We start from the raw sequence: 18,115 nt of genomic DNA on the forward strand, positions 1-18,115 counted from the left end.
ATTCTTTTGTATGTGAGGAACTAGTCGTTTGACTCGACTGTTTCCGTTTTATTTTTGGACTTAATCACGATTTTACCTTTACTTGTCATGACTGCCTTGAGGTCTTTTTCACTTGGATTTTCAAGGTAGTAGTCTGTAATGGCATCTTCGATATAGTCTTGAATCGTACGACGGAGTGGACGAGCTCCCATTTTTGGATCGTAACCAAGGTCTACAAGTTTTTCTTTCACCTTATCTGTTACATCTAAATGGATGTTGTTGCTTGAGAGACGTTTATTCACATCATCCAACATAAGGTCAACGATTTGTAGGAGATTTTCCTTGCTGAGAGCTTTGAATTCGATAATCCCATCAAAGCGGTTCATGAATTCTGGACTAAAGAAGTTACCTAATTCTCCAAGGACAGAGTTGGTACGACCTTCTCTAGCAGCACCAAAACCAACACTAGCTTCAGCCTTGCCTGTACCTGCATTTGAGGTCATGATAATGATGGCATCCTTAAAGCTAACAGTTCGACCTTGACCATCTGTTAAACGGCCATCATCCAATACTTGAAGGAACATATGCATAACATCTGGATGGGCTTTTTCAACCTCGTCCAAGAGGATAAGTGAGTAGGGGTTACGACGAACCTTTTCAGTCAATTGTCCAGCTTCATCATAGCCTACGTATCCTGGAGGGGCACCGACGAGTTTGGCAACGCTATGTTTTTCCATGTATTCGCTCATATCAAAGCGAATCATGCTATCAGCAGCACCAAAAAGCTCAATGGCCAGTTGTTTAGAAAGTTCTGTCTTACCGACACCAGTAGGACCAACAAAGAGGAAGCTACCGATTGGACGGTTTGGAGTTCCAAGCCCAACACGGTTACGGCGGATAGCCTTAGCAATCTTATCAACTGCATCATCTTGACCGATGACATGAGCCTTGAGGTCGTCTGCTAGGTTGATGAGTTGAGACTGCTCTTTTTCTTTCAAATCACCAACTGGAATATTAGTCTTTTGCTCAATAATGTGTTCAATCGTCTTTTCGCTGATGATTGGAGTATCCTGATCCGTTACCTTGGTCTTTTGCATTTCTTTATATTTAGCAATCTGGTCACGGAAGTAGGCTGCTTTCTCAAAATCTTCATCTCGAGTTGCTTGGGCCTTGAGATTTTCTGCCTCGATTAAGCGTTGGTCGATGACCTTAGGATCCACAAAATTCAAAGTTAAGTTCATTTTAGAACCAGCCTCATCTAGGAGGTCAATAGCCTTGTCCGGCAAGAAACGATCTTGGATGTAGCGGTTAGAAAGAGTAGCAGCAGCTTCGATAGCAGCATCTGTATAATGAACGTGGTGGTAATCTTCGTATTTCTTTTGGATACCTTTGAGAATAATAATAGTCTCTTCCACAGTTGGTTCATCAACTTTGACAGGTTGCATACGACGTTCAAGGGCAGCATCTTTTTCGATGATGCGATATTCATTGAGGGTAGTAGCACCAACTAGTTGGAGTTCGCCACGAGCAAGAGCTGGTTTTAGGATATTTCCTGCATCCATATTGCCGTCTCCGGCAGAACCAGCACCGACAATCTCGTGAATTTCATCGATAAAGAGGATGACATCTTTGCGCTCACGAATTTCTTCCATGAGTTTCTGCATGCGCTCTTCAAACTGTCCACGAATTCCTGTACCTTGGACAAGGCTAACAACGTCTAAACGGATGACTTCTTTCCCTTGAAGTTTGTGGGGAACATCACCATCTACAATTTTTTGAGCGAGGCCTTCGACAACGGCTGTCTTACCAACACCAGGCTCTCCGATAAGGACGGGATTGTTTTTGGTTCTACGGTTGAGAATTTCAATGACACGGATGATTTCTTCGTCGCGACCGATAACAGGGTCGACATTTCCACGGCGGGCAATCTCGGTTATGTTGATACCGTACTCATCCAAGAGTCCTTTTTCTTGACTAGGAGGAGGTGTTTGAGCTGGCCCGCGATTTTGGGAACCAAAACCACCATTGCCACCATTTCCACCACCTGACTGGGTTGGAGGAACATTATTATTTGAAGAAGGTCTAAAGTTATTCAGATCGTTAAAGAAGTCTCCAAATGGATCAAAATCACGATTGTTTAAATCTGTAATGCCTTTGAATAAGCTATTGTTAGGATCTGTTTTGATAATTTTGTAGCAATTTTGGCAAAGATCGATTTGCTTTTGTTGCCCATTAAGATTGGTGTAAAGATGGATCGTAGAATCATTGATTTTACAATTTTGACAGAGCATATCACTACCTCGTTTCTTTCTTGGCTTTGACTAAAACAGAAAGGTCAAAAATAGTCAAAGTTCTTTAGTCTCATTATATCATGATTGAAGGGGAAAGCAAGTAAAAAGATTGAGTCTTAGAACTCATGATAAAAGAGTTTTGTAGATGAAATATAGGGATAAAAAGAAAAATCCTATTTGTCATGCAAAAAGGATTTTCATTGGTCAAAGCAGGAGACTTCTCCGGCATTTATTCAACAATTAGTATAAAAGTTCGTAGATTTCCATCGCAATGAGGTCGATGCTATCAAATGTATATGTTTCACGAGCTTCAACGTCACGAAGTGTAAAGAGTGGTCCGTTTTCTTCGTCGTGGTTAAAAGCAACCTCTGCGACAACAACTCCTTCGCGCTCAAAGTTACGTTTCAAGTTACCACCATCTTTAGTCATTGCTTCTAAGCGATTGATGATTCTAACCAAATGTGATTCCATTTTGATTCTCCTCCATTTCTTATCTTTACTATTTTACCATAAACAGACTCGACTTGACTAGAAAAAAACTAAGATTTCTCGCTATTTCTATCGTCTTTGAAAATTTATTGAAAATATTAGGAGAAAATGTTGAATTTTTATGCAATATATGTTATCCTTATACAAGTTTTAAGTTTAAATATTAAAAACAGAAAGTAGAGTATCCATGAATTTTTCTTTTTTACCGAAATATCTACCATATTTTAACTATGGAGCCGTTGTAACAATTATCATATCTATCTTGGTAGTCTTCTTGGGGACCATTCTAGGAGTGCTGCTGGCCTTTGCACAACGTTCAAAGATTAAACCACTTGCCTGGTTTGCTAATCTATATATCTGGGTCTTCCGTGGGACTCCAATGATGGTGCAGATTATGATTGCATTTGCCTTGATGCATATTAGTGCTCCGACTATTCAAATTGGGATCTTAGATGTTGATCTGACTCGCTTGATTCCGGGGATTTTGATTATCTCTATGAATAGTGGTGCCTATGTATCAGAAACAGTTCGTGCTGGGATTAATGCAGTGCCAAAGGGACAATTAGAAGCAGCTTATTCACTAGGTATTCGTCCTAAGAATGCCATGCGTTATGTCATTTTGCCCCAGGCTATCAAAAATATCTTACCTTCTCTAGGAAATGAGTTTATCACTATTATCAAGGATAGCTCGCTCTTGTCAGCTATCGGGGTTATGGAGTTGTGGAATGGAGCTACTACAGTATCAACAACTACTTACCTACCTTTAACACCGCTCTTATTTGCAGCCTTTTACTACTTGATTATGACCTCTATCTTGACACTGGCCTTGAAAGCTTTTGAAAATCGTATGGGACAAGGAGATAAGAAATAATGACTGAAACACATATAAAAATTGAAAACCTTCATAAAAACTTTGGGAAAAATGAAGTTTTAAAAGGAATTGATCTTGAAATCAAAAAAGGACAAGTAGTGGTGATTATCGGACCTTCTGGTAGCGGTAAGTCAACCCTCCTTCGTTCGATGAATCTCCTCGAAGAAGCTACTAAAGGAAAAGTTATATTTGAAGGTGTTGACATTACCGATAAGAAAAATGACCTCTTTGCCATGCGCGAAAAGATGGGAATGGTTTTCCAACAATTCAATCTCTTCCCAAATATGACGGTAATGGGAAATATTACACTCTCTCCTATTAAGACTAAAGGGGAAAGTAAGGCAGTTGCTGAAAAGAGAGCCCATGAGCTTTTGGCAAAGGTTGAGTTACCAGATAAGGCAGATGCTTATCCACAAAGTCTGTCTGGTGGGCAACAACAACGTATCGCTATCGCCCGTGGTCTTGCTATGGAACCAGATGTCCTACTCTTTGATGAACCAACTTCTGCTCTAGACCCAGAAATGGTAGGAGAAGTACTAGCAGTTATGCAAGAACTTGCTCAGTCAGGAATGACCATGGTTATCGTAACGCATGAAATGGGCTTTGCTCGTGAGGTGGCGGATCGTGTCATCTTTATGGCTGACGGTGTCGTTGTCGAAGACGGAACTCCAGAGCAAGTTTTTGAACAAACCCAAGAACAAAGAACCAAGGATTTCTTGAGTAAGGTTTTGTAAGAGTCGTAAAATTATATCCATTTCGACTTTTTTTAGGTGGATAGTTCGACAAGTTAGAGCAAAACTTCATTACTTAGTTTAGATTAAAGTTATAAATAAAAAGTAGGCATCAGCAAATGCTGATGCCTACTTTTTGTAGTTAAAATAAGAAGGTAATGCTTGTAAGTATACCTAATACTGCGAAAATAATTTTCCAAACTTGTTGGTTCTTTTTGAAAAGCTTATCAGAGTATAATGCTAGTATAAGAAATATAAAAAATAGTATATATTTATTAAATATTGGCATGGATTTCCTCCTTTTATTGTAAGACTTCCATTACTTACATTATACATTATTTTAAATGCAGAATCAAAAATTAATATCTTTATTCTGTGAAGTTCCTTTATCCTCCAGTAAGAGAATGACTAGTTCTCCAACTGAGCCTTTTCTTATAGTTTCAGACTATAGGGTATCTTAGGTAAGAAGTGTTAGAATGCCGAACGATTTTTTGTTATAATAGAGAATATTTTTTAGAAAAGAGATAATACATGACACAGATGATTGATGGAAAGGCTTTAGCAGCCAAGCTACAAGGACAGTTGGCTGAAAAAACAGCCAAATTAAAGGAAGAGACAGGTTTGGTTCCAGGATTGGTCGTTATTTTAGTCGGAGAAAATCCAGCAAGCCAAGTTTACGTACGCAACAAGGAGCGTTCTGCTATCGCTGCAGGCTTCCAAAGTGAAGTCGTGCGAGTTCCTGGGACCATTACTCAAGAGGAATTGTTAGAATTAATCGCTAAATACAATCAAGATCCAGCTTGGCATGGGATTTTGGTCCAGCTTCCATTACCAAAACACATCGATGAAGAAGCTGTTTTACTAGCAATTGACCCTGAAAAGGATGTGGATGGTTTCCATCCTCTCAACATGGGACGTCTCTGGTCTGGTCACCCAGTTATGATTCCTTCAACACCTGCAGGGATTATGGAAATGTTTCATGAATATGGGATTGACTTAGAAGGTAAAAATGCGGTTGTCATTGGTCGTTCAAATATTGTTGGGAAACCCATGGCCCAGTTGCTATTGGCTAAGAATGCAACTGTAACCTTGACCCACTCTCGCACCCACAATCTAGCCCAAGTAGCTTCTAAAGCCGATATTTTGGTCGTAGCTATCGGTCGCGCCAAGTTTGTGACTGCCGACTTTGTCAAACCAGGTGCAGTTGTCATTGATGTAGGGATGAACCGAGATGAAAATGACAAGCTCTGTGGAGATGTTGATTACGATGCTGTTGCACCAATTGCTAGTCATATCACCCCTGTACCTGGTGGAGTTGGTCCAATGACCATTACTATGCTGATGGAGCAGACTTATCAGGCTGCACTTCGGACATTGGATAGAAAATAAGAGAAACATTCGCTCAATAGAGTGTATTTTCTATAGCTATATTTAAAATGGCAGAAATGAGTATTAAATTTTAGATATAAGATTACAAAAGGAGGTTTGCGCCTCCTTTTTATTGTATAATAAAGTGAGGTGATTAGATGATTTTAAAAATTTATAATGGAGAATATAGTTTGCAATGGAATGGAATATATCACTTAGCACTAATTAATTATCCAAATATCCAAGAGTGGGAATTAGAAAAGATTGCTAAATTTATAGCTTACGAAAAACTTCATAAACGCCAAACAAGTATCGAGTGTATTAATTCTTGTTTAAAAAAAGAGATTTTAGCTTACCTCTGTCAGCATCCTTTTCTGCAACCATTTACCCCTACAGATAAAAGAGTAGCCTCGACTTATGATCTACATAAGAGGTTAGTGACTTCAAATTATTGTAGTCATACTTGTACAGTTGAGGTGGCTCAGGCTATTTTTCAGACTGGAAAACTCATGTCGGCGGTAAAAGTATTTGGTAAAAGTGGGGCTGAGCTAGTTACAGATAGTCGTAATGCAGCTTCTGATCCAGCAGATTATTTTGACTATATCATGTTCGGATGGTCTAATACGACTTCGGGTTACCGACTCGCTATGGAGCGTTTGTTAGGACGGGCACCGTCTGAGGAGGAATTACAAGAAAAGTTCATTCCTGGCGTTAGTTTTCATTTTCTGTATGAAAAATTAATTCAAGCACCAGGTTATATATTTGATGGCTATCATATTGCGAAGGTAAGAGATAGTTTAGATTTGGATACCTTTCTTCATTTATGTGTTATTCCTTCAAAAGATAAGGCTTGTTTTGAAGGTTTGATTCCTTGTCAATTGCAAGATAGAGTGATTTACCTAGACTATGAGGGAGAAGGGTTACAGGATTGGAATACTAAGGTTACTCAAGTACTACATGGTAAGGATAAGTTGAAGGAGTAGTGTATGAAAGAGATTGATCAAGCTCTACTGAAAAAAGTGATCATCGAGCGTCCTCGTTCTAGTCATAAGGGAGACTATGGTCGTCTTCTCTTGATAGGGGGAACGTATCCTTATGGGGGAGCGATTATTATGGCTGCTTTAGGGGCTGTTAGAAGTGGTGCAGGCTTGGTGACAGTAGCAACGGATAAAGAGAATATTCCAGCTCTGCATAGCCATCTGCCGGAGGCTATGGCTTTTGACCTTGGTGATAAGCAATTGATCGAGCAACAATTGCAGAAAGCAAGTGTTGTCTTGGTCGGACCTGGACTAGTGGATGATGAGCGTGGAGAAGAGCTTCTCCAAACAGTCTTTAATCATTCAAATCAAGATCAGACTCTCATACTGGATGGTGGCGCCCTATCCATTTTTGCTAAGACGGGAATGAAATTTCCTAAGGCTCAGCTTGTTTTAACGCCACACCAAAGGGAATGGCAAGTCTTGTCAGGTTTAGATTTGGATTCTCAGGGAACTGAGGAAACAGGAGAGACTTTGAAGAGATTTCCTTCAGGAACGATTCTAGTTCAAAAAGGTCCTGCGACTAGAATCTGGCTAGCTGGTCAAACTGATTGTTATCAGCTAAGTGTTGGTGGTCCATATCAGGCGACTGGGGGCATGGGAGATACCCTAGCTGGGATGATTGCTGGTTTTGCTGGTCAATTCCCACAAGTTAGTCTCTATGAAAGAGTGACGGTAGCGACCTATCTACATTCAGCCATTGCCCAAGAACTAGCTGAGGACAACTTTGTAGTTCTGCCAACCACGATTAGTCAACATATTCCTGCATTCATGAAAAAAATACAAAAAGACACCTGATTTTTCCAGGTGTCTTTTGATGATTAGAAGAGGCCTTTGACCTTATCTACAAGACCGTCAAGTCCTTCTGAGCCTGAAACCAAAGCTTGAGCTTGGCTTAGGTACTCACCGAGTTGATCCTTGTTTTCTTCAACAAAAGTTTTTGCTGCAGAAAAATCTTTGTTCTCAATGAGTTCTTTTACTTGATTAAACAAATCTAATGGGTTCATGAGTTCCCTCCTTTACTACAATTCTATTCAATCATTTTTTTTTAAATCTTGCAAGAAACTTGACTCTTCAAATAAAGTTCAGGGGTGTCAAATGGTGCAAATTTTGATATAATTTTTAGTGATGAATTTTAGAAATAATCGGTACGTGGTTGTAGATTTAGAAGCAACAAGTACTGGAAGTAAGGCAAAAATCATCCAAGTGGGAATTGTAGTCATTGAAGATGGTGAGATTGTTGAGCAGTATGCGACTGATGTCAACCCTCATGAACACTTGGATTCTCATATCAAAGAATTAACGGGTTTGACTGATAAACGTTTGGCAAAGGCTCCGGAGTTTTCTCAGGTGGCTGAAAAGATTTTTGAACTGGTCAAAGACGGTATTTTTGTTGCGCACAATGTTCAATTCGATGCTAATTTATTGGCAGAATTCCTCTTTTTTGAGGGTTATGAATTGCGCACGCCTCGTATCGATACAGTGGAGTTGGCTCAAGTATTTTACCCTCAGCTTGAGAAGTATAATCTCGGCATTCTTTGCCAAGAGTTGGGGATTCCTCTAGAGCAAGCCCATTCAGCCCTATCTGATGCCCAAGCAACAGCAGAACTCTTTCTTTGTATGAGACAAAAAATGTTTGGACTGCCAAAAGGGTTGTTGGAGCGCTTATTGAGTTTATCAGACAGCTTACTCTATGAATCTTACCTAGTCATCGAGGAAGTTTATCAGAAACAGTCTCTCCTCGTTGAGCATGATTTGGTAGAAGTGCAAGGCTTATTCTTAAGAAAAGAGAAGCCAGTCCTTTCTCCACGCAAACTCTCAAAAGATTTCCAAACTAATATTGCCTTGCTAGGTTTGGAGGAGAGAAGTCAACAAGAAGAATTTGCCCAAAAGGTTCAAGAGTTTTTACAAGGGGAAGCCATTTCCTTTATTCAGGCTCAAACAGGAATCGGGAAAACCTATGGTTACCTGCTACCGGCCTTGTCACTTGAGAATGAAGGGGGAATCCTACTCAGTGTTCCGACTAAAATCCTTCAAAATCAGGTGATGCAAGAGGAGGCAAAAAAACTAGAAGAGATTTTCCAAATCTCTATTCATAGTCTTAAAGGTCCTCAGAATTACTTGAAGCTAGATGCCTTTCATGCAGCGCTAGAGGAAGAAGAGTCCAATCGTTTGTATACTCGTTTCAAGATGCAACTTCTAGTTTGGTTGACAGAGACAGATACAGGAGATTTAGACGAGATTGGTCAGCTATATCGCTACCAGCAATTTTTACCGAACTTGGTACACGATGGTAATCTTCACAAAAACTCTCTCTTTTGGCTAGAGGATTTTTGGAAACGAGGTCAGGACAAGGCTCGTTCTTGCAAGTTGCTTGTGACCAATCATGCTTACTTAGTTACCCGACTTGAAGATGATCCGAGTCTTTTAGAAGGGCGTCTCTTGATTTTAGATGAAGCCCAGAAAGTCTTGTTGACATTGGAAAATCTTTCTCGTAAAACTTATTTGTTAACGGATTTGCTAGATCAACTAGACCAAGCTTTATCGAGAGAAGAAGGTATGCTTCAAAGACGCTTGCTAGAAAGTATTCGTTTTGAAGTTTCTTACCTACTCGATCAGTTTCTATCTGGTAAACGGAAGATGTGCCCAGCTAGTAGCATTGACAAGCTCCACCAAGATTTTTCTGAGTTGAATTTACCAGAATTTAAAGACTATCAGAGATTTTTTACATCTGAGGGAGAATTTTGGTTATCGAGTTCAGATGTGTCTAGTAAGAAGGTTGAAATCACTTCTAGTCGCAATCATCGTTTGCTCTTTTCTCAGATTTTCCCAGAATCCTGTCAACTTTTAGGAATCTCTGCAACTCTTGAAATTAGTAGTAGGGTTTCTTTACCAGAATTGTTAGGTTTTCCTCAAGCTGCCTTTTACTGCATGGACAAACAGTTTCAGGAAAATCAGGAAATTTTATTAGTGAAGGATTTTCCGTTGGTGACAGAAATTTCATCTGAGGAATATGCACAAGCAATTGTAGAAGTTCTAGAAGAATTATTCCAGCTTGAAGAACCCATTCTAGTCTTATTTACTGCAAAAGATTTATTGTTGCAAGTTTCAGATGCTTTGAGGGTTCCCCATCTGGCCCAGTACAAGCACGGAGAACCAGCCCAATTGAAAAAACGCTTTGAAAGAGGCGAGCGTGAGCTCTTGCTTGGGGCGGGAAGTTTTTGGGAAGGTGTCGATTTTTCAAGACATCCGCGGGTTATTGAAGTGGTGACTCGTCTACCTTTCCAAAATCCAGAAGATCCCTTTACTAAAAAGATGAATCAAGAACTTCGTTTGGAAGGAAAAAATCCTTTTTACGATTATCAGCTTCCTATGGCCATTATTCGTCTTAAGCAAGCGATTGGACGAACCATGCGCCGAGTTGGTCAACGCTCCGCAGTTTTGATTTTAGATAGCCGTATGTCAAGTAAACGATATGGCAAACAAATCAGCAAGGCTCTGTCTCGTACCAGTCGAGTAAGGAATATTAGCCGAGAGCAAGTATTCTCAAAAGTTCAAGAATTTTTAAATAAACAATGAAATGAATACCTGAAAGAATGAAGGAGGCCTTTTATGAAACGTTCTCTCGACTCTAGGGTCGATTATAGTTTAATATTACCAGTATTTTGTTTGTTGGTGATTGGAGTTGTAGCTATTTATATAGCAGTTAGTCATGACTACCCAAACAATGTTTGGTCCATACTTGGACAACAACTGGCTTGGATATCGCTAGGGATTGTTTTTAGCTTCATAGTCATGTTTTTTAACACAAAATTTCTCTGGCAGTCCACGCCTTATTTATATGGACTCGGTCTAGCCTTGATGGTCTTGCCTTTAGTCTTCTACAAGCCGAGTTTAGTAGCTGCAACTGGTGCGAAAAACTGGGTGTCAATCGGTGGTTATACACTTTTTCAACCCTCCGAATTCATGAAGATATCCTATATTTTGATGCTGGCATACGTTATCGTAACCTTTACCAAGAAACATAAAGACAAAGAACGAACGATTGGTTTAGATTTTTTATTAATTTTGTGGATGATTGTTTTCACGATGCCAGTTATGGTTTTGCTAGCCTTGCAAAGTGACCTTGGTACAGCTATGGTTTTTGTCGCAATCTTTGCAGGACTTGTCTTATTGTCTGGTGTTTCTTGGAAGATTATTATTCCAATTTTTGTAGCAGTTGTATCGGCGATTGCAGGATTCCTAGCAATCTTTATCACAAAAGACGGGCGTGCCTTTATGCATCAGATTGGGATGCCAACTTATCAGATAAATCGTATCCTAGCTTGGCTCAATCCCTTTGATTATGCCCAAACGACTACCTATCAACAGGCGCAGGGTCAAATTGCGATTGGTAGCGGTGGAATTTTTGGTCAAGGCTTTAATGTGTCTAATCTCCTTATTCCAGTCCGCGAGAGTGATATGATTTTCACAGTAATTGCGGAAGATTTTGGATTTATTGGTTCAGTTGTAGTGGTTGCACTCTATCTACTGCTCATCTATCGCATGTTAAAGATTACCCTAAAATCCAATAATCAATTTTATACCTACATCTCAACTGGATTTATCATGATGCTCTTGTTCCATATCTTTGAAAATATTGGTGCGGTTACTGGTCTTCTTCCTCTGACAGGGATTCCTTTGCCCTTTATTTCCCAAGGGGGATCAGCTATTATCAGTAATCTAATTGGTGTCGGTTTGCTGTTATCGATGAGCTACCAAACCCATTTGGCTGATGAAAAGAGTGGTCGAACAAGATTCAAACGTAAAAAAGTTGTATTGAAAAAAGTGAAATAAGGAGGTCGCTATGCCTAAAGTTGCAGTTATCCTAGCAAATGGTTTTGAAGAAATTGAAGCCTTGACGGTCGTAGACGTCATGCGCCGCGCAAATATCACCTGCCATATGGTAGGATTTGAAGATAAAGTGACAGGTTCACATGCCATTCAAGTTCAGGCTGATCGAGTGTTTGATGGTGATTTATCAGAGTATGACATGATTGTCCTTCCAGGAGGTATGCCTGGCGCTGCCCACTTGCGGGACAATGAACAATTAATCACTGAACTTCAAAAATTTGAGAAAATCGGTAAAAAGGTGGCAGCCATCTGTGCTGCTCCAATTGCTTTGAATCGAGCTGGTCTCCTAGAAGGAAGAAACTTCACCTGCTATGATAGAGTCCAAGAACAAATTGCTGGCGGTCACTACCACAAAGAAACAGTCGTAGTGGATGGAAATATCATTACGAGCCGTGGACCAGCAACAGCTTTAGTCTTTGCTTACTACTTGGTTGAAACACTGGGCGGAGATGCTGAGTCTCTAAGAAATGGCATGCTCTACACAGACCTATTTGAAAAATAATGAACAAACGGAGGAGAATCTTTCTTGATGGAGAAGATTCTTCTCTTTTTTAATGGCAAAAACCAAGGTAAACATCGCTTTTTTTTATAAAAAATGGTATAATGAAGGGTATGAAATATCACGATTACATCTGGGATTTAGGTGGAACCCTGCTTGATAATTATGAAACTTCTACAGCAGCTTTTGTAGAAACATTAGCAGAGTTCGGGATTGAGCAGGAACACGATAGTGTTTACGAGGCTTTGAAGATATCGACTGCCTTTGCTATCGAAAAGTATGCTCCAGGTATTGAAAACTTTCTTGAGAAATATAAGGAAAATGAAGCCCGTGAGCTTGAACACCCAGTTTTATTTGATGGGATTCCGGCACTCTTGGAAGAAATATCAAACCAAGGTGGCCGTAATTTCTTGGTTTCTCATCGAAACGATCAGGTATTGGAGATTTTAGCAAAAACTGAGATAGCTCCTTACTTTACAGAAGTAGTGACGGCTAGTTCAGGTTTTAAACGCAAGCCTGATCCTGAATCGATGATTTATTTACGTGATAAGTATCATATAACGTCAGGTCTAGTCATTGGTGACCGTGCCATTGATGTAGAAGCAGGACATGCTGCAGGCTTAGATGCCTATCTCTTTGAGGATATTGTGTCCTTAAAACAAGCAATAGACATGTAAGAAAAAGGGGAAAAATGACAGAAGATATTAAAAACCAACAGGCACAAGATTATGATGCCAGTCAAATTCAAGTTTTGGAAGGTCTGGAAGCTGTTCGTATGCGTCCAGGGATGTACATCGGTTCAACTTCGAAAGAGGGTCTTCACCACCTAGTCTGGGAAATTGTAGATAATTCTATCGATGAGGCCTTGGCAGGATTTGCTAGTCATATCGAGGTCTTTATTGAACCTGATGATTCCATTACAGTTATCGACGATGGGCGTGGTATCCCTGTTGATATCCAAGAAAAAACAGGTCGTCCTGCAGTTGAAACAGTCTTCACAGTTCTTCACGCCGGAGGTAAATTCGGCGGTGGCGGATATAAGGTATCTGGTGGACTCCATGGTGTAGGTTCATCTGTTGTAAATGCTCTTTCTACTCAGTTGGATGTTCGTGTTCATAAAAATGGAAAGATTCATTACCAAGAATACCGTCGTGGTCATGTTGTTGCAGACCTTGAGGTGATCGGGGATACGGATAAAACAGGGACAATCGTTCACTTTACTCCAGACCCAGAAATTTTTACTGAGACAACGACATTTGATTTTGATAAATTAAATAAACGTATTCAAGAGCTAGCCTTTTTGAACCGCGGGCTTCAAATCTCTATCACTGACAAACGTGAAGGACTTGAACAAACTAAGCATTATCACTACGAAGGCGGGATTGCGAGCTACGTTGAGTACATCAACGAAAACAAGGATGTTATCTTTGATACACCAATCTACACAGATGGTGAAATGGATGATATTACAGTGGAAGTCGCGATGCAGTACACAACGGGTTACCACGAGAATGTCATGAGTTTCGCTAACAATATTCATACCCATGAAGGTGGAACACATGAGCAAGGTTTCCGCACAGCCTTGACTCGTGTCATTAACGACTATGCTCGCAAGAACAAACTCCTAAAAGATAACGAGGATAACCTTACAGGTGAGGATGTCCGTGAAGGATTGACTGCTGTTATCTCTGTGAAGCATCCAAACCCTCAGTTTGAAGGGCAAACTAAGACCAAACTTGGAAATAGTGAAGTTGTGAAGATTACCAATCGCCTCTTCAGCGATGCATTTTCTGACTTCCTTTTGGAAAATCCACAGATTGCTAAGCGAATCGTCGAAAAAGGGATTTTGGCTGCCAAAGCGCGTGTTGCTGCCAAGCGTGCGCGTGAAGTTACACGTAAGAAATCTGGTTTAGAAATTTCAAATCTTCCAGGAAAATTAGCGGACTGTTCATCAAACAATCCAGCTGAAACTGAACTTTTCATCGTCGAAGGAGACTCTGCAGGAGGTTCTGCAAAATCAGGACGCAATCGTGAGTTCCAAGCCATCTTACCAATTCGTGGTAAAATCCTTAACGTTGAAAAAGCGAGCATGGATAAGATTTTAGCTAATGAGGAGATTCGTAGTCTTTTCACAGCTATGGGAACAGGATTTGGCGCTGAGTTCGATGTTAGCAAAGCTCGCTATCAAAAACTGGTTATCATGACAGATGCTGATGTCGATGGAGCCCATATTCGCACTCTCTTGTTAACTCTGATTTATCGTTATATGAAACCCGTTCTAGAGGCTGGTTATGTTTATATCGCTCAACCACCAATTTACGGTGTCAAAGTTGGTAGTGAGATTAAAGAATATATTCAACCTGGCGCAGACCAAGAAATCCGCCTACAAGAAGCCCTGGCTCGCTACAGCGAAGGTCGTTCTAAACCAACCATTCAACGTTATAAAGGTCTTGGAGAGATGGATGACCACCAACTTTGGGAAACTACGATGAATCCTGAACATCGTCTCATGGCTCGTGTATCAGTAGATGACGCTGCAGAAGCAGATAAGGTTTTTGATATGCTCATGGGTGATCGAGTAGAACCACGTCGAGAATTTATCGAAGAAAATGCTGTTTACAGTACTCTTGACGTATAAAAATATTAGGAAATAGTTCCCAAGGTTTGAAAAATATGATATAATCATTACAATTGTGTCATGTATAAAAGGAGTTTGATATGTCAAATAATCAGTTGATTATTACTTTGATTGGAATTGCAGTCCTGCTTCTTATTTCTTTTACAGTAGCAATTTTGCTACGTAAACGAAATGAGAGTAGGCTTGCAGCTTTAGAAGAAAAAAAAGAAGAACTATATAACCTTCCTGTTAATGATGAGGTAGAGGTTGTAAAAAACATGCATCTGATCGGTCAAAGTCAGATTGCTTTTAGAGAATGGAACCAAAAATGGGTAGATTTGTCTCTTAACTCTTTTGCAGATATCGAGAATAACCTCTTTGAAGCTGAAGGATACAATAACTCATTCCGTTTCTTGAAAGCTAAGCACCAGATTGATCAAATTGAAAGTCAAATCCAACTTGTTGAAGAAGATATTGCAGCAATTCGTAATGCCTTGTCTGAGTTGGAAAAACAAGAGTCAAAAAATAGTGGACGTGTTCTGCATGCCCTAGATTTATTTGAGAAACTACAAAACACTGTAGCTGAAGATCCTGAAAAATATGGTCAAGCTCTTCCAGAAATTGAAAAACAATTGGAGAACATCCAATCTGAGTTTTCTCAATTTGTAACCTTGAATTCATCGGGAGATCCGGTTGAAGCAGCAGGCATTTTAGATAACGCTGAAAATCATATTTTAGCTTTGACACATATCGTTGAAAGAATTCCAGCGATTGTCACTAAGCTTACTACTGAATTGCCAGAACAACTTGAAGATTTAGAAGCAGGTTACCGCAAGCTTTTAGATGAAAACTACCATTTTGTAGAAACTGATATCGAATCTCGTCTTCAACTACTCTATGAAGCCTTGAAGAATAATCACGAAAATATCCGTACATTGGAGTTGGATAATGCAGAGTATGAAAACACTCAAATCCAGGAAGAAATCAATGCACTTTATGATATTTTCACACGTGAAATTAAAGCACATAAAGCTTTTGAGAAATTGGTAACTACCCTTCCTACCTATCTTAAACACTTGAAAGAAAATAATCAGGTACTGGTTAAAGATATCGAACGTCTTGGGAAAACCTATTTGATTTCAGAAAGCGATGTGAATCGAGTTCGTCGTCTTCAAGCTGATATCTCAGCCTTGAATGCTACTGTTGAAGAAATGAATAATGCAGAGTCAGAAGTTTCAGAAGCATATTCTGTCTTACAAGAACGTTTGGAAAATCTCCAATCTACATTAAAAGATATTGAAGATGACCAAATCGGTGTTAGTGAGCGTCTCGTTCAAATTGAAAAAGATGACATCAATGCTCGTCAAAAAGCAAATGTATATGTCAACCGTCTGCATACGATTAAACGCTACATGGAGAAGAGAAATCTTCCAGGAATTCCACAAAAATTCTTGAAGCTCTTCTTTGATGCAAGCCACAGTACAGAAGACTTGATGGCTGAGTTGGAACAAGCGCAAGTGAATATCGAATCTGTGAATCGTATCCTTGAGATTGCGACAAATGATATGAATATGTTAGAAGAAGAAACATACAGTATCGTTCAAAATGCAACATTGACAGAACAATTGCTTCAATATTCGAACCGTTACAGATCATTTGATGATCGTATTCAACAAGCTTTCCAAGAAGCTTTGAATATCTTTGAAACAACATTTGATTACCAAGCATCTTTCGAAAAAATCTCTCAAGCATTAGAAGTTGCTGAGCCTGGTGTTACCAATCGATTCGTTACTTCTTATGAAAAAACAAGAGAAAGTATTCGTTTCTAATTTATAAAAGAATCCTAGATTTTTCTAGGGTTCTTTTACTTTTCTTTACTTATTTTAAATCTTTCCCTGCCATGTTTTCATTGAAATTATAGTTCATATTTGATATGATAAGACTATGACAAAAAAGAGATTACCCCAGAATAAAGTAAAGAAGAAAAATAATAAAAAGCTTGGCACTCTTGTCTTGCTTTTGTTTCTAACAATGTTAGCACTCGGTAGTGTGATTACCTATAAAGTGTTGAACAAGCAAGCCTTTGAACAGAAGATTGAGAGTCTCAAGAAGGAAAAAGATGACGCCTACTCCCAAGGAAGTCAAAAAGAGCATTTCCGCAAAGAAAAATCTGAAATTATCACCTATTATCCACTAGTAGGAGACAGCCTTATTTCCTCTGTCAAAGATATCATCGTAAAAGACATCACTGACAAAGTAGAAGGTAAAGAACAGTTGATTTTTTATTACTCAGAAAAAGGGGATTCCACTTTAACTGGGGTTGAAAATCGTTTGATAAAAAAACAGGCCTATGACTTAGCAAATTCTAATGTCGTTGAATTAGAAAATACTACTTTAGACCAGCTGTATCTGAAAGAGGATGGCTCTATCTTTACCATGGATCAACTCTTTACAGACCCATCCACAGCTAAAGAAAAAATCCTTGAGGGTGTTAAGTCAGCTCTCCAAGATAAAAAAATAGAGCAATCAATTGTTGACCAAGTTTCAGCTGATTTCTCAGCTGCAGAATTGTCAAGCTGGAAGTTTGCTTACAAAGATAGTCAATTGGTTCTATATCCAGTCAAAGCAATGACTAATATAGAAGAAATAGCAATGCCTATTTCAGATTTCTTTGATTATATTCAAACATCCTATCTAACAGAGAAAGATGCTGAACTTTATAAGAAAGTTCAAGCGGAAAAACATAAAAAAGTGGTAGCTCTTACCTTTGATGATGGTCCCGATGGCAATACAACACCACAAGCCTTGGATATCTTAGCTAAGTACAAAATCAAAGCTACCTTCTTTGTCCAAGGGAAAAATATTGCAGGTAATGAAGCTATCCTTAAACGTATGCAGGCTGAGGGGCATGAAGTCGGAAATCATAGTTGGAACCATCCAGTTTTAACACAACTCTCATTAGAAGATGCCAAGAAACAAATTACGGATACTGAATCAGCAATTACTAGTGTTCTCGGAAAGAGCACAAAATTGATGCGTCCACCATATGGTGCTATTTCGGATGATATTCGTAATAGCCTTGATTTGAGCTTTATCATGTGGGATGTCGATAGTTTGGACTGGAAGAGTAAAAATGAAGCAGCGATTCTGACACAAGTCCAACGTCAAACGACAGATGGGTCTATCATCCTCATTCACGATATCCATCAAACATCTGTTAATTCATTGCCAAAAGTTATTGAATATTTGCAGGGACAAGGGTATAGCTTTGTTACAGTCTCTGAATTACTAGGGAATCGTGAAAAACCACATGAGATATACTATTCTCGAAACCAATAGT

Annotated in this window: 15 protein-coding genes; 12 read left to right on the plus strand and 3 right to left on the minus strand. The window is 39.4% G+C overall.

Annotated features, from left to right (window positions below; translation table 11 throughout):
• Positions 1-20: 20 nt before the first annotated feature.
• The gene (locus ACLNCS_RS03240) at positions 21-2,270 is read right to left on the minus strand and encodes an ATP-dependent Clp protease ATP-binding subunit (protein ID WP_225750135.1); all 2,250 of its coding nucleotides are present in this window, start codon (positions 2,268-2,270) and stop codon (positions 21-23) included.
• Positions 2,271-2,510: 240 nt separating this feature from the next.
• Entirely contained in the window at positions 2,511-2,741 is a 231-nt protein-coding gene (locus ACLNCS_RS03245; protein WP_004253825.1) for a DUF1797 family protein, read from the minus strand.
• Positions 2,742-2,946: 205 nt separating this feature from the next.
• On the opposite strand from ACLNCS_RS03245, the gene ACLNCS_RS03250 reads away from it, so the two are divergent.
• The 5 genes from ACLNCS_RS03250 to ACLNCS_RS03270 all read left to right on the plus strand — a co-directional run bounded on the left by ACLNCS_RS03250 (position 2,947) and on the right by ACLNCS_RS03270 (position 7,564).
• The gene (locus ACLNCS_RS03250) at positions 2,947-3,630 is read left to right on the plus strand and encodes an amino acid ABC transporter permease (protein WP_004253828.1); all 684 of its coding nucleotides are present in this window, start codon (positions 2,947-2,949) and stop codon (positions 3,628-3,630) included.
• Entirely contained in the window at positions 3,630-4,364 is a 735-nt protein-coding gene (locus tag ACLNCS_RS03255) for an amino acid ABC transporter ATP-binding protein (protein WP_424847184.1), read from the plus strand. The genes ACLNCS_RS03250 and ACLNCS_RS03255 overlap by 1 nt, the downstream gene beginning before the upstream one ends.
• 528 nt (positions 4,365-4,892) lie before the next feature.
• Positions 4,893-5,750 carry a bifunctional methylenetetrahydrofolate dehydrogenase/methenyltetrahydrofolate cyclohydrolase gene (locus ACLNCS_RS03260; protein ID WP_414311943.1) on the plus strand — a complete coding sequence of 286 codons (858 nt, stop codon included), beginning with the start codon at positions 4,893-4,895 and terminating at the stop codon, positions 5,748-5,750.
• A 137-nt stretch (positions 5,751-5,887) separates the two neighbouring features.
• Positions 5,888-6,712 (plus strand): phosphate ABC transporter ATPase, encoded by an 825-nt coding sequence (locus ACLNCS_RS03265; protein WP_424847186.1) that lies wholly within the window; start codon positions 5,888-5,890, stop codon positions 6,710-6,712.
• 3 nt (positions 6,713-6,715) lie between these two features.
• Complete coding sequence (locus ACLNCS_RS03270) at positions 6,716-7,564, plus strand: NAD(P)H-hydrate dehydratase (protein WP_424847188.1); 849 nt, start codon at positions 6,716-6,718, stop codon at positions 7,562-7,564.
• Positions 7,565-7,587: 23 nt separating this feature from the next.
• Here the strand turns inward: ACLNCS_RS03270 and ACLNCS_RS03275 are convergent, their stop codons facing one another.
• Positions 7,588-7,773, minus strand: a complete 186-nt coding sequence (locus ACLNCS_RS03275; protein ID WP_006148859.1) for a hypothetical protein — start codon at positions 7,771-7,773, stop codon at positions 7,588-7,590.
• 121 nt (positions 7,774-7,894) lie between these two features.
• Here ACLNCS_RS03275 and ACLNCS_RS03280 point away from each other — a divergent pair, with 121 nt between their 5' ends.
• From ACLNCS_RS03280 to pgdA, 7 genes are all read left to right on the plus strand, one after another.
• Positions 7,895-10,345 (plus strand): bifunctional DnaQ family exonuclease/ATP-dependent helicase, encoded by a 2,451-nt coding sequence (locus ACLNCS_RS03280; RefSeq protein ID WP_225750138.1) that lies wholly within the window; start codon positions 7,895-7,897, stop codon positions 10,343-10,345.
• Positions 10,346-10,378: 33 nt separating this feature from the next.
• On the plus strand, positions 10,379-11,602 hold the full coding sequence (locus ACLNCS_RS03285; protein ID WP_070677565.1) for an FtsW/RodA/SpoVE family cell cycle protein: 1,224 nt from the start codon (positions 10,379-10,381) through the stop codon (positions 11,600-11,602).
• Positions 11,603-11,612: 10 nt separating this feature from the next.
• Entirely contained in the window at positions 11,613-12,161 is a 549-nt protein-coding gene (locus ACLNCS_RS03290; RefSeq protein ID WP_070677564.1) for a DJ-1 family glyoxalase III, read from the plus strand.
• A gap of 110 nt (positions 12,162-12,271) precedes the next feature.
• Positions 12,272-12,835 carry an HAD family hydrolase gene (locus tag ACLNCS_RS03295; RefSeq protein ID WP_315940885.1) on the plus strand — a complete coding sequence of 188 codons (564 nt, stop codon included), beginning with the start codon at positions 12,272-12,274 and terminating at the stop codon, positions 12,833-12,835.
• Positions 12,836-12,849: 14 nt separating this feature from the next.
• Positions 12,850-14,796: a DNA topoisomerase (ATP-hydrolyzing) subunit B gene (gyrB, locus tag ACLNCS_RS03300; protein WP_070677562.1), complete on the plus strand. Its 1,947-nt coding sequence runs from the start codon at positions 12,850-12,852 to the stop codon at positions 14,794-14,796.
• Between the two features lie 80 nt (positions 14,797-14,876).
• Positions 14,877-16,604: a septation ring formation regulator EzrA gene (gene ezrA, locus ACLNCS_RS03305; protein ID WP_424847192.1), complete on the plus strand. Its 1,728-nt coding sequence runs from the start codon at positions 14,877-14,879 to the stop codon at positions 16,602-16,604.
• A 115-nt stretch (positions 16,605-16,719) separates the two neighbouring features.
• Positions 16,720-18,114 (plus strand): peptidoglycan-N-acetylglucosamine deacetylase PgdA, encoded by a 1,395-nt coding sequence (gene pgdA / locus ACLNCS_RS03310; protein WP_225750141.1) that lies wholly within the window; start codon positions 16,720-16,722, stop codon positions 18,112-18,114.
• Position 18,115: the final 1 nt, after the last annotated feature.

It is taken from the genome of Streptococcus sp. CL9.43, assembly GCF_049737935.1.
Classification (GTDB): Bacteria; Bacillota; Bacilli; order Lactobacillales; family Streptococcaceae; genus Streptococcus; species Streptococcus infantis_I.

What these genes read in the sequence shown, in the direction of transcription:
- ACLNCS_RS03285 (WP_070677565.1), top strand. Translation starts at nt 10,379, where the DNA reads ATGAAACGTTCTCTCGACTCTAGGGTCGATTATAGTTTAATATTACCA.
- ACLNCS_RS03270 (WP_424847188.1), top strand. Translation starts at nt 6,716, where the DNA reads ATGAAAGAGATTGATCAAGCTCTACTGAAAAAAGTGATCATCGAGCGT.
- ACLNCS_RS03250 (WP_004253828.1), top strand. Translation starts at nt 2,947, where the DNA reads ATGAATTTTTCTTTTTTACCGAAATATCTACCATATTTTAACTATGGA.
- ACLNCS_RS03255 (WP_424847184.1), top strand. Translation starts at nt 3,630, where the DNA reads ATGACTGAAACACATATAAAAATTGAAAACCTTCATAAAAACTTTGGG.
- ACLNCS_RS03280 (WP_225750138.1), top strand. Translation starts at nt 7,895, where the DNA reads ATGAATTTTAGAAATAATCGGTACGTGGTTGTAGATTTAGAAGCAACA.
- ACLNCS_RS03265 (WP_424847186.1), top strand. Translation starts at nt 5,888, where the DNA reads ATGATTTTAAAAATTTATAATGGAGAATATAGTTTGCAATGGAATGGA.
- ACLNCS_RS03240 (WP_225750135.1), bottom strand. Translation starts at nt 2,270, where the DNA reads ATGCTCTGTCAAAATTGTAAAATCAATGATTCTACGATCCATCTTTAC.
- pgdA (WP_225750141.1), top strand. Translation starts at nt 16,720, where the DNA reads ATGACAAAAAAGAGATTACCCCAGAATAAAGTAAAGAAGAAAAATAAT.
- ACLNCS_RS03260 (WP_414311943.1), top strand. Translation starts at nt 4,893, where the DNA reads ATGACACAGATGATTGATGGAAAGGCTTTAGCAGCCAAGCTACAAGGA.
- ACLNCS_RS03290 (WP_070677564.1), top strand. Translation starts at nt 11,613, where the DNA reads ATGCCTAAAGTTGCAGTTATCCTAGCAAATGGTTTTGAAGAAATTGAA.
- ezrA (WP_424847192.1), top strand. Translation starts at nt 14,877, where the DNA reads ATGTCAAATAATCAGTTGATTATTACTTTGATTGGAATTGCAGTCCTG.
- gyrB (WP_070677562.1), top strand. Translation starts at nt 12,850, where the DNA reads ATGACAGAAGATATTAAAAACCAACAGGCACAAGATTATGATGCCAGT.
- ACLNCS_RS03295 (WP_315940885.1), top strand. Translation starts at nt 12,272, where the DNA reads ATGAAATATCACGATTACATCTGGGATTTAGGTGGAACCCTGCTTGAT.
- ACLNCS_RS03275 (WP_006148859.1), bottom strand. Translation starts at nt 7,773, where the DNA reads ATGAACCCATTAGATTTGTTTAATCAAGTAAAAGAACTCATTGAGAAC.
- ACLNCS_RS03245 (WP_004253825.1), bottom strand. Translation starts at nt 2,741, where the DNA reads ATGGAATCACATTTGGTTAGAATCATCAATCGCTTAGAAGCAATGACT.